Source organism: Aliarcobacter trophiarum LMG 25534 (assembly GCF_003355515.1).
In the GTDB taxonomy this organism is placed as follows: Bacteria; Campylobacterota; Campylobacteria; order Campylobacterales; family Arcobacteraceae; genus Aliarcobacter; species Aliarcobacter trophiarum.
The window spans coordinates 1,324,749-1,339,272 of the sequence record NZ_CP031367.1 but is presented as its reverse complement, the minus strand read 5'-3'; the positions used below and the strand labels follow the sequence as shown (position 1 = coordinate 1,339,272).

At 27.9% G+C, this 14,524-nt stretch carries 15 protein-coding genes; 11 read left to right on the top strand and 4 right to left on the bottom strand.

Annotated features, from left to right (window positions below):
- The first annotated feature begins 24 nt into the window (after positions 1–24).
- Positions 25–1,512 carry a type I restriction-modification system subunit M gene (locus tag ATR_RS06910; protein ID WP_115428739.1) on the top strand — a complete coding sequence of 496 codons (1,488 nt, stop codon included), beginning with the start codon at positions 25–27 and terminating at the stop codon, positions 1,510–1,512.
- Complete coding sequence (locus ATR_RS06905; protein WP_115428738.1) at positions 1,505–2,707, top strand: restriction endonuclease subunit S; 1,203 nt, start codon at positions 1,505–1,507, stop codon at positions 2,705–2,707. The genes ATR_RS06910 and ATR_RS06905 overlap by 8 nt, the downstream gene beginning before the upstream one ends.
- A 36-nt stretch (positions 2,708–2,743) precedes the next feature.
- On the opposite strand, the gene ATR_RS06900 is transcribed toward ATR_RS06905, so the two are convergent.
- From ATR_RS06900 to exbB, 3 genes are read right to left on the bottom strand one after another with little or no spacing between them, the layout of a single operon-like run.
- Positions 2,744–3,460, bottom strand: coding sequence for an energy transducer TonB (locus tag ATR_RS06900; protein ID WP_115428737.1), 717 nt, complete (start codon positions 3,458–3,460; stop codon positions 2,744–2,746).
- A 13-nt stretch (positions 3,461–3,473) separates the two neighbouring features.
- Positions 3,474–3,851, bottom strand: a complete 378-nt coding sequence (gene exbD, locus ATR_RS06895) for a TonB system transport protein ExbD (protein WP_115428736.1) — start codon at positions 3,849–3,851, stop codon at positions 3,474–3,476.
- Complete coding sequence (gene exbB, locus ATR_RS06890; protein WP_115428735.1) at positions 3,832–4,263, bottom strand: TonB-system energizer ExbB; 432 nt, start codon at positions 4,261–4,263, stop codon at positions 3,832–3,834. Before exbB ends, exbD begins: the two co-directional genes overlap by 20 nt.
- A gap of 152 nt (positions 4,264–4,415) precedes the next feature.
- On the opposite strand from exbB, the gene ATR_RS06885 reads away from it, so the two are divergent.
- From ATR_RS06885 to ATR_RS06870, 4 genes are read left to right on the top strand one after another with little or no spacing between them, the layout of a single operon-like run.
- Entirely contained in the window at positions 4,416–5,633 is a 1,218-nt protein-coding gene (locus tag ATR_RS06885; protein ID WP_115428734.1) for a TolC family protein, read from the top strand.
- 2 nt (positions 5,634–5,635) lie between these two features.
- Positions 5,636–6,895: an efflux RND transporter periplasmic adaptor subunit gene (locus ATR_RS06880; protein WP_115428733.1), complete on the top strand. Its 1,260-nt coding sequence runs from the start codon at positions 5,636–5,638 to the stop codon at positions 6,893–6,895.
- The gene (locus ATR_RS06875; protein WP_115428732.1) at positions 6,885–7,586 is read left to right on the top strand and encodes an ABC transporter ATP-binding protein; all 702 of its coding nucleotides are present in this window, start codon (positions 6,885–6,887) and stop codon (positions 7,584–7,586) included. Before ATR_RS06880 ends, ATR_RS06875 begins: the two co-directional genes overlap by 11 nt.
- Complete coding sequence (locus tag ATR_RS06870; RefSeq protein WP_115428731.1) at positions 7,586–8,797, top strand: ABC transporter permease; 1,212 nt, start codon at positions 7,586–7,588, stop codon at positions 8,795–8,797. Before ATR_RS06875 ends, ATR_RS06870 begins: the two co-directional genes overlap by 1 nt.
- Position 8,798: 1 nt before the next feature.
- On the opposite strand, the gene ATR_RS06865 is transcribed toward ATR_RS06870, so the two are convergent.
- Complete coding sequence (locus ATR_RS06865) at positions 8,799–9,380, bottom strand: ribonuclease HII (protein WP_115428730.1); 582 nt, start codon at positions 9,378–9,380, stop codon at positions 8,799–8,801.
- Between the two features lie 122 nt (positions 9,381–9,502).
- On the opposite strand from ATR_RS06865, the gene ATR_RS06860 reads away from it, so the two are divergent.
- The 5 genes from ATR_RS06860 to yidC all read left to right on the top strand — a co-directional run bounded on the left by ATR_RS06860 (position 9,503) and on the right by yidC (position 14,524).
- Positions 9,503–12,082 carry an ATP-dependent Clp protease ATP-binding subunit gene (locus ATR_RS06860; protein ID WP_115428729.1) on the top strand — a complete coding sequence of 860 codons (2,580 nt, stop codon included), beginning with the start codon at positions 9,503–9,505 and terminating at the stop codon, positions 12,080–12,082.
- Positions 12,083–12,158: 76 nt separating this feature from the next.
- Entirely contained in the window at positions 12,159–12,293 is a 135-nt protein-coding gene (rpmH, locus tag ATR_RS06855) for a 50S ribosomal protein L34 (protein WP_024775877.1), read from the top strand.
- Complete coding sequence (gene rnpA / locus ATR_RS06850; protein ID WP_115428728.1) at positions 12,281–12,616, top strand: ribonuclease P protein component; 336 nt, start codon at positions 12,281–12,283, stop codon at positions 12,614–12,616. Before rpmH ends, rnpA begins: the two co-directional genes overlap by 13 nt.
- A complete protein-coding gene (gene yidD, locus ATR_RS06845; RefSeq protein ID WP_115428727.1) occupies positions 12,613–12,939 on the top strand; it encodes a membrane protein insertion efficiency factor YidD in 327 nt (108 codons plus the stop codon). The genes rnpA and yidD overlap by 4 nt, the downstream gene beginning before the upstream one ends.
- A gap of 1 nt (position 12,940) precedes the next feature.
- Positions 12,941–14,524, top strand: a complete 1,584-nt coding sequence (yidC, locus tag ATR_RS06840; RefSeq protein WP_115428726.1) for a membrane protein insertase YidC — start codon at positions 12,941–12,943, stop codon at positions 14,522–14,524.

Here is a 14,524-nt window from a genome sequence, read left to right as displayed (position 1 = left end):
ATAAATAATAAAAGGAAAAGAGATTTGGAAAGCAAAATAAACAGAATAACAGACATCCTAAGAAGAGATGATGGAATAAGTGGTGCGATGCACTACACAGAGCAAATCTCTTGGATTTTGTTTTTAAAATTTTTATCAGATTTAGAAGATAGTAAATATGAAGATGCACAGCTAGATGGAGAGAACTATACATATATCTTAGAAGAAAAATATAGATGGAATATTTGGGCAACTCCCAAAAAAGATGGAAAAATAGATGTTTTAAATGCACAAAGTGGAGATGATTTACTTGATTTTGTAAATAAAGAGTTATTTCCATATCTAAAAAGCTTTAAATCTATAAACGAAAATCCAAAATCTATAAAGTACAAAATAGGTGCAATATTTGAGTTTTTGGATAACCGTATTGCAAATGGTCATACTCTTAGAGAAATCCTTGATATTATTGATAATATGGATTTTCACAGCCAATCAGACCTTTTTCAATTATCAATTATTTACGAAAAACTTCTAAAAGATATGGGAAGTGATGGTGGAAATAGTGGAGAGTTTTATACTCCACGACCACTTATAAAAGTAATTACCGATGTTGTAAATCCACAAATTGGGCAAACTATTTATGACCCAGCAGTTGGGTCTTGTGGATTTTTGATTGAAGCTTATAATCATATAAGATATGAAGATGTAGAGAAAAACATTCAAAGAGAGTTATCAACAGACCAACTAAAATTTTTAAATGAAGATACTTTTTTTGGAAATGAAAAAACTCCACTATCTTATGTGATGGGTGTTATGAATATGATTTTACACGGAATAGAATCTCCAAATATAAGTAAATCAAATACTCTTACAAAAAATATTAGAGGACTTGAAGAGAAAGATAGATTTGATTGTATTTTGGCAAATCCTCCTTTTGGTGGAAAAGAGAAAGAGCAAATACAAAGCAACTTCCCTATAAAATCAAATGCAACAGAGTTGCTCTTTTTGCAGCATATGATGAATCATTTAAAGCAAGGTGGAAGATGTGGAGTTGTAATTCCTGAGGGAGTTTTATTTCAAACAAACAATGCCTTTGCAAGTGTGAAAAAAGAGTTGCTAGAGAAGTTTAATATACATACTATTTTATCTCTTCCTAGTGGAGTTTTTTTGCCTTATAGTGCTGTTAAAACAAATGTTATTTTCTTTGATAGAGCTGGAAGTACAAGTGATATTTACTACTATGAGGTAAATCTTGCCTCTAAACTTACAAAAAACAAGCCAATTGTTTTAGAACATTTTTATGAGTTTTTAGAGTGTTGGAAAGATAGAAAAATCACAGAAAATTCTTGGATAGTAAATGTAAATGATATAAAAGATTTTGATTTAAGTGCAAAAAATCCAAATAAAAATGAGAAAATAGAGCACAAAAGTCCAATAGAACTTGTGGAAAATATAAAACTAAACAACGCTTTGATAAATGATTTGCTAGATGAAGTTGAAGATATTTTGATTGGAAAAGATATAGATGAGTGAATTATATAACTTGCCGAATGATTGGGAGTGGGTTTTTATCGATGATAAAAACTCAAATAAAATTAAAGCTAGTGGAATAAATAAATTTATTGGAGAAAAAAACTATTTATCGACTAAAAGTATTCAAAATAATAAAATTTGTTCGGTTGAAGAGATTATAACTTATGATAATAGACCTTCTAGAGCAAATTTACAACCATTATTAGGAGATGTTTTTTTTGCAAAAATGCAAGCAACAGAAAAGGTATTATCAGTAAATTTAGATATATCAAATTCATATATTATTTCAACTGGATTTATTGGAATAGAAATTTTGAATAATAAATTTGAATCTAAATATCTAAAGTACTATTTTAAAACTAATTATTTTAATTCAAAAAAAGATGAACTTTGTGGAGGTGGTACACAAAAAGCGATAAATAATCAAAATGCAAAATTAATTTCTATTCCATTCCCACCACTTGAAGAACAAAAAAGGATTGTGGCAAAGTTGGATATTTTATTTGAAAAAATAGATAAAGCCATAGCTTTACATCAGAAAAATTGTGAAGAGGTAGATATTTTTATGTCAAGTATTTTAAATGATGTTTTTGGAGAATTAGAAGAGAAATATGAAAAAAAACAATTAAATGAGATTATCAAAATAATTGGTGGAGGAACTCCATCTAAAGCAAATAAAGAATATTGGGAAAATGGGACTATTAAATGGGCAACAGTTAGAGATATGAATGTTGAAAAAATTATAAAAACAGAATTGTCAATTACAGAAATTGGATTAAAAAAAAGTTCATCTAATATAATTCCTAAAAATGGAATCGTTATTGCTACAAGAGTAGGATTAGGAAAAGTTTGCTATTTAGAAGATGATACTGCAATAAATCAAGATTTAAAAGGATTAATACCTAAAAAAGCCGATAATTTAAATATTAGATATTTATTTAATTTTTTTAAAAATATAGAAAAACATATATTAAGTAATGGAACAGGTGCAACAGTAAAAGGTGTTAAATTAGAATTTATTAAAGAATTAAAAATTCCACTTCCACCCCAAAAAATCCAACAAAAAGTAGTTACATATTTAGATGAAATTTCAAATAAAATGAAGAAAATAAAAGAGCTTCAAAAATCAAAAATGCAAAGCCTAAAAGAGCTAAAAGCATCTATTTTAGACAAAGCATTTAGAGGAGAGTTGTAAAAAACTTACTAAGTTTAAATTTATTAAAATCTAGTTTTAGTTTATTTGATAATTTATAGGAATTTGTATATTCCAAACTGTTTTATTTAGCTCATTTGGGATAGCTTCAAAAAAACCTATATTTGCAAGAAGTTCAATACTAGCATCATCCAGTTTTTCAAACTTTGATTTATGAATAATTCTTATATTTGTAACTTTTCCATCTTTTAAAATATCAAATGAAACTATCACTTTTCCTGTTTGATTTAATCTTTTTGCAGATTTTGGATATATTTTATTTTTCTCTATCTTTGCTTGTACTTTTGCTAAATATTCACTCTCTAGTTTTTGGTTTTTTTGTATATTTGAATTAGCTAAAGCAGAGTTTTCCTGTTTTGTTACTGTTTCGTTTTCAACAATTTGTTCTGTTTTTTCAATATCTTCACTTGGCTTTTCAATAACTTTCTCAACAACTTTTTCAATCTTTTTCTCTTTTTTTACAATCTTCTTTTCAACTTTTTTTGGTTTTTCAATAACTTTTGGAGTAGGGATTTCAACAATTTTTTCAATAACCTCCTCTTTTATCTCTTCTTTTATAGGATCTTCTACTTTTTCTACTGCTTCATAAATAGCAACGCTGTTTAAAGAGATTTTTGTAACACTCTCCTCTTTTTTTTGACTAATTTGTATTTGGTTTATAGAGTATAAAAAAACAATACCAGATACTATATATAAAGAGCTAGTTATAAAAAAAGAGTTTAAATATCGTTTCATTTTTATAAACCTTTTACTTCTTTGTTACAATTGATACATTTGAGAACTCATTTTTCTTTAACATATCTAAAACATTTACAAAGTGTTCAAATTTTGTATTTTTATCTGTATTTAGATGAATTGGTGTCTCTTTTGATTTTTGTAAAAGCTCAAACTCAATATTCTCTAAAGCAATTTGCATATCTTCTAAAAATAGCTGACCTTGTTCATTTATTACAATTATCATCTCTTTATCACTTTTTAGTTTACTAGCATTTTGTGCATCTGGTAAATTTACAGGAATAATTCCTTTTGTAATAAATGTAGATGTTAGCAAAACTATAGCTAAAAGCACTAATAATACATCAATAAATGGAATAACATTTATTGAATCAAACTTCTGCAACTTCATATTCACTCTCCAAAACTTCTGCAAATCTACTTAAGATATTATAAAAAACCATAGATATAATAGCAACAACAAGTCCAACAGCAGTTGCTTTTAAAGCTAATGCTAAACTCTCCATAATTTTTGCTGCATCTATATCTCCTGCATTTCCCATAGTCATAAATGTAAGCATAATTGCTAAAACAGTTCCTAATAGACCAATATATGGTGAATTTGAAGCAATTGTTCCAATTATTGTAAGATGTTTTGTAAGTGCAACATCAAGTGCTTTTTTTGTTTTATAAGAGTTTACATTAATGTTTTTGTAGAAAATTACTCTTTCAATAAAGAAAAAAACAGCTACAAAACTCATAAAAATTAAAAGAGATATTACTCCATAATCTACTAAATGTTTTAAAGTCTCAATATCTTGCATAAGCTAACCTTTTTTTTAAATTGTGTAATATTATATCAATATTGATAATAATTATCTTAAATGTTAATATAAAATTAAAAATATGTTAAAGTTTTATTAAAAATTATAGCATATAATGTTTTTGTTAATTTAGTATAAATATAGGAAAGAGTTTGAAAAAAATATTAATTATTTTACTTTTTGTAAATATTTTTGCCCTTTCAAAAGAGTTAGAGTTGTTACAAAAAGATAAAAAAGAGTATAGAGAGCTTGAGAGTGAGGCTATAAAGCAAAGACACAATAGTCAAAAATATGATTGGATAGGAACTTTGGATTTTAATTCAAATATAGATAGAAATCACTCTTTTTCAGATGAAAAGGATAAAAATATATCAAATAAGAATAGAAAAGTAGCTTCTATTGGTTTTACTCAATCTATCTTTGAATCAGGAGGAATTGGTTTCAAAATGGATTATGCAGATAATAGATTTATTTATGAGAACCTATCATGGGAGAATCAAAATTCACAACTAATCTATACAATTTATAATATTTTGCTTGAGATAAAAAAGAGAGATATAGAAATAGAGCAGATAAAAGTTAGATTGATAAATAAAAATATTGAAGAGATTATCAAAAGAATTCAATATGATGCTGGAAAAACAGATATTATAGAGTTAAATAATGCAATTATGAGTAAAAATCTAGTTCAAAAAGAGCTAATCTCTTTAGAAAATATAAAAAAAGATAGAATTCAAGAGTTGGCAAAATATACAGATTTAGACTATGAAGAAATAGATATTTTGGACTTTAAACCTAGTTTGAAAAAGGATTTTTTGGATAAAAACTATGCAATTTTAGAAGCCAATGCAAAAGTTGATGCATTAAATAGTGAATATTTAGTAAAAAAGAGTCAATATCTTCCAAAACTAAGCTTAAGTGCAAAGGCTAGTTATTCAAACCAAGATGAGAAGTTTAAGAGTATGATAAAAGATACAAATCAAGATGATGCAAGTTCTAGTGGAAGTTTAATTTTATCTATGCCTTTATATGATTATACAAAATCTTCAAAATTAGAAGAGAGTAAAATAGAGGTTTTAAAGCAAAAAGCTTTAGTAAATGATTTAAAAAATGAAACTGCTTATGAGTATGAGCAGATTTTTACTAAAATTGATACATATATAAAACAAAATGAGACTACAAATAACAATATTAAGCTATATGATGAGTTAATAGTTGCAAATAAAATTTCAAGTGAAGTTGGAATGACTTCAAAGTATGATTTAGAGATTTTAGAGAATACAAGAATAATAAATATTTTTGATTTAAAAATAAATGAGATTAATATTTTGCAAGAGTATGCAAATCTATATTTTAAGATAAAAGAGTAAAAATGAGTAAGTTAAGAGATGAGTTAAATCTTTATAGAGGTTCAAAGAGTAGATATAAATATATTAGTTTTGCCATTGTTGCTTTGGTTATTTTTTTGATGATATATATTTTTTTACCAAAAAACAAAGATGAAAAAGTAGAGTACAATACCCAAAAAGCTACTATTGGTGATTTAACTGTAGTAGTTAGTGCAAGTGGAAATATAAAACCTACAAATAGTGTTGAAATTGGAATTGAGGTTAGTGGAACAATAAAGGAGATTTTTGTAGATTTTAATGATGAGGTAAGAGTTGGACAAGTTTTAGCAAAAATTGATACAACAAAACTTGAAGCTGTAGCTGAAAGTTCAAGGGCAGCTTTGGCTATTGCAAAAGCAAATCAAAAAGAGAGTGAAGTAAATTTAAAAAATAAAAAACTTCTATATGATAGAACAAAAAAGATGTTTGATAATTCAAATGGTAAATATCCATCACAAAATGAGTATGATAATGCAAAGTTCTCTTATGAGGCAGCAATTTCTACTCTTGAAGCTTCTAAATCAAAGGTTCTTCAATCTCAATCAAATTTAAAAAATGATTTACAAAATTTAGAAAAAGCAAGTGTAAAATCAAGTATAGATGGAATAGTTTTAAATAAAGAGGTGGAAATAGGGCAAACATTGGCTGCTACTATGCAAGCTCCAAAGCTTTTTACTTTAGCAAAAGATTTAACAAATATGGATTTAGTTGTAAGTATTGATGAAGCTGATGTTGCAGATATAAAAGATGGTTTAGATGTAACTTTTACTGTGGATGCTTATACAAACAAAGAGTTTAATGGAAAAATAAAGCAAGTAAGATTAAATCCAATTACAACAAATGGAGTTGTAACTTATGAAACGGTAGTAAGTGTTGATAATAGTGAACTTCTTTTAAAACCAGGAATGACTGCAAATGCAAAAATTATTACAAAACATAAAAGTAAGCAACTTTTGATACCAAATAGTTCTTTACGGTTTATTCCGAAAATAAATAGTGAAACTTCTGCTTCTAAAAAGCCACCATTTAGTGGACCACCAAATTTCCAGAAGTCTCAAGCAAATAGTAAGCAAAAAGCTTCTAAAGATGGTTTTGTCTCTATTTATATTTTAGAAAATGAGAAGCCAAAAGAGTTAAAAGTAAAAGTTATTGATAGTGATTCAAAACAGAGTTCTATTCTTTCAAAGGAGCTAAAAGAGGGTGATTTAGTAATACTTTCTCAAAAGAGTCAAAATGCAAAGTGATGTTTTAATAGAGTTTAAAAATATCAAAAAAATTTATGGTAAAGGTGCGAATGAGACCTTTGCTCTAAATGGAGTTGATTTAAAAATTTATAGAGGAGAATTTGTAGCAATTATGGGTGCTAGTGGAAGTGGAAAATCTACTTCTATGAATATTATTGGCTGTTTAGATAAACCAAGTAGTGGAGAGTATATCTTTGATGGTGTAAATGTGGAGAGTTTAAATCTAAATCAAATGGCTATTTTACGAAGGAATTATATTGGTTTTGTATTTCAAGGATTTAACCTTTTAGGTCGTACTAGTGCTTTAGAAAATGTAGAGTTGCCTTTAATTTATAGAAAAGTTGATAAAAATAGAAGATTAAAGTTAAGTAAAGAGGCTTTAAAAAAAGTTGGACTAGAAACTGTAGAAAAAAATACACCAGCTGAGCTAAGTGGTGGACAACAACAACGAGTAGCAATTGCAAGAGCAATAGTTACAGATCCACTTTTACTTTTAGCAGATGAGCCAACAGGAAACCTTGATAGTATAAAAAGTGTTGAGGTTATGGAGTTGCTTAAAAAATTAAATGAGGAGTTAGGAATAACTATTATTATGGTAACACATGAGGAAGAGATGGCAGCTTTTGCTTCAAGAGTTATCTATTTTAGAGATGGAAATATTGAAGATAGTTTAAAAAAAGGGTTTAAATAATGGTTTTAAATGCTTTGTTAATTGCAATAAAAGAGATAAAAAGAAATATTTTAAGGTCAATTCTTACAATTTTGGGAATAGTAATTGGAGTTGCTTCAGTAATCGCTATGGTAGCAATTGGAGATGGAACAACTGCAAATGTAACAGCAAATATAGAAAAGCTAGGAAGCAATATGCTAAATATTAGAGTAGGAGAAGAAAAAAGAGGCTCTCCAAGAGATGATAATAGTGCAAAACCTTTTAAGCTTGAAGATATAACAGCTATTAAAAATGAGATAGCAAACTTAAAAGGTGTAACAGCTGAAAACTCTAGTATGGTAAATGTAGTTTTTGGAAATAAAAGTAATTCTAGTTTAGTAGTTGGAACTACAAATGACTATTTTATTATTAAAGATTGGGGTTTAAAAGATGGGCGAAACTTTGAAGAGAGTGAATTAGCAAGTGGGAAAAGTGTTTGTATTTTAGGAACTACTGTTGTAAAAAATATTTTTGGAGATGAAAATCCAATAGGTGCAACAATAAGAATTAAAAATTTTCCTTGTAGTGTTATTGGTATCTTGGAGTCAAAAGGTGCTAGTAGTTTTGGAAGAGATCAAGATGAGGTTGTAATTACTCCGCTTAAAATGTATCAAAGAAAAATTCAAGGAAATTTAGATATTTCAACTATTATAGTTTCTGTGAGTGAAGATAGATATATAGAAGAGGCTAAAGGGCAAATAATATCTCTAATGCAAGATAGAAGAGCTATAAAAGTTGGAGAAAATGACAATTTTCATATTCGAGATATGAAAGATATTTTAAACACAATGACAAGTACAACTAGAATGCTTACTTATCTTTTAGGCTCAATTGCTGGAATCTCTCTTTTGGTTGGTGGAATTGGAATTATGAATATTATGCTTGTATCTGTAACTGAAAGGACAAGAGAGATAGGAATAAGATTAGCAATTGGAGCTATGCAGAGTGAAGTTTTAATGCAGTTTTTAATAGAAGCAGTCGTACTTTCAACTTGGGGTGGAATTATTGGGATATTTTTAGGTCTAGGAGTTGGATATATTGCTGTTGGAGCTTTTGAATTGCCATATATTATAAATAGTCAAATTATTATAATATCGTTTGTTTTTTCAACTCTAATAGGTGTGATTTTTGGATATTTTCCTGCAAGAAAAGCTGCAAGATTAAATCCAATTGATGCTTTAAGATATGAGTAGTTTAAAAACTAAGTAGAGTTTGATTTCCAAACTCTGTTTCACCTAAAGCTTTTAGTTTAAAAGTAACTCTATGAATATCACTTCTTCCAAACTCTTTTATGGCTTCTATATGTGCTTTTGTACCGTAGCCTTTATGTTTATCAAAATTATAATTTGGATAGTTACTTGAAATCTTATCCATAAATCTATCACGACTCACTTTTGCTAAAATTGAAGCGGCACTAACACAAGTATATTTTGCATCTGCTTTTATCTCTTTTTGTAGATTTTTTATACCAAAATTTGTATTTCCATCCATCAAAAAACTATCACTAAACTCTTGTAAGTTTTGCATTATTTCTAAAATTGAAGATTTAAGGCAAAAACTAATACCAAAATCATCTATCTCTTTAGCACTTTTAAAAACTATATGATATTTTGAACTCTCTTTTATCTCATCAAAAAGTTTCTCTCTTTTTTTCTCGCTAAGTTTTTTTGAGTCATTTAATCCTAAAATATCTTTTTTTAAAATAACACCAGCAACAACTAAAGGTCCAGCAAGTGGACCTCTTCCCGCTTCATCAATACCACATAAAAATTTCACAAAAAACCTTTTATTTTTTATATAAAAGTATTATAATTTAAAATATATTTTTTATAAGACTTGACAAGTATTGACTAAAGATATATAATATCATTAGCAATTAAACTATAGGAGTGCTAATTATGAATGAAAATATTTTTGAAAAAATGACAAATCAATTAAGAGAGACAATAGATAGCAGTGTAGCTTTGGCTTTACACAATAAAAATCAAGAGGTACAAATAGTCCATTTAATTTGGGCATTGCTTACAAATACCAACTCAGTTTTAAATCAACTATTAAATAAAATGAATGTGAATAGAGTTGCAATTGAGCTTGAAGCAAAATCATATGCAAGCAAACTTCCAAGTGTAAGTAGTGTTACAAAAGATAGTATTAAGTTATCAAGAAGTTTATATGAGAGTTTTCAAAAAGCACAAGGGCAAATGGCAAGTAATGGAGATAAATTTATAGCTATTGATACTTGGCTTATTTCAAACTTTGATAATCAGACAATAAGAGATATTTTAGGGAAATATATAGATTTAAAAGAGGCAAAAAAAGAGCTTGAGGCATTAAGAGCTGGTAAACAAATAGATAGTCAAAGTGGAGATGATAATTTAGAAGCTTTAAATAAATATGGAATAGATTTAAATAAAAAAGCAATTGATGGTGAACTTGACCCTGTTATTGGAAGAGATGAACAGATAACTAGAATGATGCAAATTCTAATAAGAAAAACAAAAAATAATCCTATTTTAATAGGAGAACCAGGAACTGGAAAAACTGCAATTGCTGAGGGTTTAGCTCAAAGAATTGTAAATAAAGATGTACCTACAAGTTTATTAAATAAAAGAGTTGTAACTCTTGATATGAGTGCTTTAATAGCTGGTGCAAAATATAGAGGAGAGTTTGAAGATAGATTAAAATCTGTTATTGATGAGGTTAAAGAAGCTGGAAATATAATCTTATTTATAGATGAAATTCATACAATAATTGGTGCAGGTGCAAGTGAAGGAAGTATGGATGCTGCAAATATTTTAAAACCTAGCCTTGCACGAGGGGAACTACATACTATTGGTGCAACTACTTTAAAAGAGTATAGAAAATATTTTGAAAAAGATACTGCAATGCAAAGAAGATTTCAGCCTATAAAAGTAGATGAGCCAACAGTAAATGAAGCATTACATATATTAAGAGGAATAAAAGAGAAGCTTGAAACTCATCATAATGTTACTATAAATGATAGTGCATTAGTTGCTGCTGCAAAACTTTCAAATAGATATATAACAGATAGATTTTTACCTGATAAAGCAATAGATTTAATAGATGAAGCAGCAGCAGAACTTAAGATGCAAATAGAGAGTGAACCAACTGCATTATCAAATATTAAAAGAGAGATTCAAACTCTAAATGTAGAAAAAGAGGCTTTAAGAATGGAAAAAAGCCAAAAGAATGAAGATAGAATAAAAGAGATTGAAAAAGAGTTAGCAAACAAAAAAGAGGAGAAACAAAATTTAGAAGCTAGATTTGAAAATGAGAAGCAAACTTTTAATGCTACAAGTGAGCTAAAAATAAAAATTGATGAGCTTAAAACAAAAGCAAATATAGCAAAACGTGAGTCAAAATTTGAAGAAGCTGCAAAAATAGAGTATGGAGAGATCCCAGCTCTTGAAACAAAAATTAAAGAAAATAGTGAGAAATGGGATAGAATGCAAAAAGAAGGAACACTATTAAGAAATAGTGTAGATGAAGAGAGTATTGCTTCTATAGTTTCAAAATGGACTGGGATTCCTGTAAATAAGATGATGGATAGTGAAAAACAAAAGGTTTTAAAAGTTGAAGAAGTTCTAAAAAAAGATGTTATTGGTCAAGACGAAGCAATAAAAGCAATTAGTAGAGCAATAAAAAGAAATAAAGCTGGACTTAGTGAGACAAATAGACCAATAGGAAGTTTCTTATTTTTAGGACCAACAGGAGTTGGAAAAACTGAAAGTGCTAAAACTTTAGCAAAATTCTTATTTGATGATGCAAAATCACTTATTAGATTTGATATGAGTGAATATATGGAAAAACATGCAGTATCAAGACTTGTTGGAGCTGCTCCTGGATATGTTGGATATGAAGAGGGTGGGCAATTAACAGAAGCTGTTAGAAGAAAGCCTTATAGTGTTATTTTATTTGATGAGGTTGAGAAAGCACATCCAGATGTATTTAATATACTTTTACAAGTTCTTGATGATGGAAGATTAACTGATAATAAAGGTGTAACAGTTGATTTTAAAAATACTATTATAATACTTACTTCAAACATTGGAAGTGCTAGAATTATTGAAATTAGTGACAAAGAAGAAAGAAGAAAAGCTGTTTTAGATGAGTTAAAAGTACATTTTAGACCAGAATTTTTAAATAGACTTGATGATATTGTTATTTTTGAACAACTGGGAATTGAAGCTATTTCAAATATTGTTGATATCTTATTTGATAATATCAAGAAAAAAGTTCAAGAAAAAGAGATAGAGATATCTTTAACAAAAGAGGCAAAAGAGTATATTGCAAAAGTTGGATTTGATCCTGTTTATGGAGCTAGACCACTTAAAAGAGCTATATATGAGATTGTAGAAGATAGATTAGCTGATTTAATTTTAGAAGATAAAATAAATGAAGGAAGTAAAGTGGAATTTGATTTAAAAGATGGTGAAATTCTTGCTAATATCTCTTAAGGAAAAGAATAGTTTAAGTAAAATTTGCCTATAATCCACAACTTAATTTTGAAAAATATAAAAGGGTAAGAGTAAGATGAAAAGAACATATCAACCACATAACACTCCTAAGAAAAGAACTCACGGGTTTAGAGTAAGAATGGCTACAAAAAATGGTAGAAGAGTAATAAATGCAAGAAGAGCTAAAGGAAGAAAAAGATTAGCTGTTTAAGTAAGGACTTTAGGCTAAATAGCCAAAAAGAGTTCAACAAACTTTATAAAAGCGGTAAAAGTTGGCATACTCCAACCTTTGTCGCTTTTTTTATGCCAAAAAATGAGCTTAAATTGGCTTTTGTTGCTTCAAAAAAGATTGGAAATGCAGTTTTTAGAGCAAAGGCAAAAAGAAGGTTAAGAGCCGCTATTTTGAACTATGAAGATAGGCTAAAAGAGGGAAGCTATATTTTTGTGGCAAAAAATCAAATTCATGAAAAAAATTTTCAAGAGATAAAAAGAGATTTCAATTTTGCTTTTAAAAGGCTAGAAGTTCTTAAATGAAAGAGATTTCAAAACTTTTTGTAAGGTTTTATCAAAAATATTTATCGGTTTTGTCATATGGTTCGTGTAGATACTATCCAACATGTTCTCAATATGCACTTTGGCAACTAGATAATAATGGTTTTTTTAAGGCTATTTTTTATACAATGGTTCGCATTTTAAAGTGTAACCAACTTTTTGATGGTGGTTTTGACTATCCAGTAATAAATAGGTTAAAAAAAAATCAAAATATCAAATATAATAAAATTAAAATAGTATATTGGTATGTGCCTTTTAAAAATGGAAAATTTTTAGTAGTAAAAAACAGGGAGTGGAAGAAGTAGGATGAATAGTAATAATCAAAACAATGGTTTACAAAAACGAATGATAATAATGACCGTATTGGTTTTTGTATTTTTTATAGCTTATGAGTTTTTGGTATTAAAACCAAAACAAATAGAGAAGATAGAACAACAAAAAATTGAGCAAGAGCAAAAAGCAAATGCTGCTCCAGAGATTAAAGAGCAGATAATAAGTGATAATACAAGCTCTATAGCACCAGTAGTTAATGAGAGTAAAAACATTGTTGCTACAATTAAAACAGAGAAAAATATAATTGAAATTGACAATTTAGGTCGTATTTATCAAGTTACTTTACTTGAAGAGAAGTACAAAGATGATAAAAGTAATCAGATTAAGCTTTTTGCTTCTAATCAATTAAGACCTTTAGAAGTTAGATTTTCAAATAGAGCTTTAAATGAGGAAGCTTTTAAAGTAGATACTGTTGCTAGTTCTTCAAATATTGATGCTACAACAAACAAACAAGAGTTAACTTTAACTCAAACTCTAAGTGGTACAACTTTAACAAAAAAGTTTACTTTTTATCCAGATGGACATTATGATTTAGATGTTAGTTCTACAAATAATGAGCAGTTTTTTATTACAAATGGATTTAGACCAAATGTTTTAGCTGATATGTATGCTGTTCATGGACTTATTGTAAAGTTAAATGATGGAAGTTTAGAGACAATAGAAGATGGAGATTTAAATAATAATAAAGATTTAGTAGGAATTAAATTTGTATCAAATTTTGATAGATACTATACAACTGTTATTTATAATTTTGAAAAATCAATGCAAGTTACTCTTATGCCAGATGATAAAAACAATCCTCAAGCATTTATTCAAGCAGGAACAGGTATAAATTTTAGTGGGTTTACAGGTCCAAAAAATCATAAAGATTTAGAGTCTTTAAATCCTGAGTTAATAGATGTAATTGATTATGGTTGGTTTACATTTATTGCAAAACCAATGTTTGTTCTTCTACAATTTTTACAAGGATATATTGGAAACTGGGGTTGGACTATTGTTGTTCTTACAATTTTAATAAAAGTAGTTTTATATCCTTTATCATACAAAGGTATGATGAGTATGCAAAAACTAAAAGATTTAGCTCCAAAAATGAAAGATATTCAAGCTAGATATAAAGATGATAAACAAAAACAATCTATGGCTATGATGGAACTTTATAAAAAACATGGTGCAAATCCTATGGGTGGATGTTTACCACTTCTTTTACAAATTCCTGTTTTCTTTGCAATATATAGAGTTTTAATCAATGCTATTGAGTTAAAAGGTGCTCCTTGGATTTTATGGATACACGACTTAGCTGAAATGGATCCTTGGTTTGTATTACCAATTTTAATGGGTGCAACTATGTATATTCAACAAAAAATTACACCAAATACAATGCAAGATGAGTTACAAAAGAAGATTTTCCAACTATTACCTATAGTATTTACATTTTTCTTCTTATGGTTCCCAGCAGGACTAACACTGTACTGGTTTGTAAATAACTTGTTCACTATTGCTCAACAATATACTATTAATAGAATATTTGAGAAAAGAAGAGTCGCAAATACTAAATAA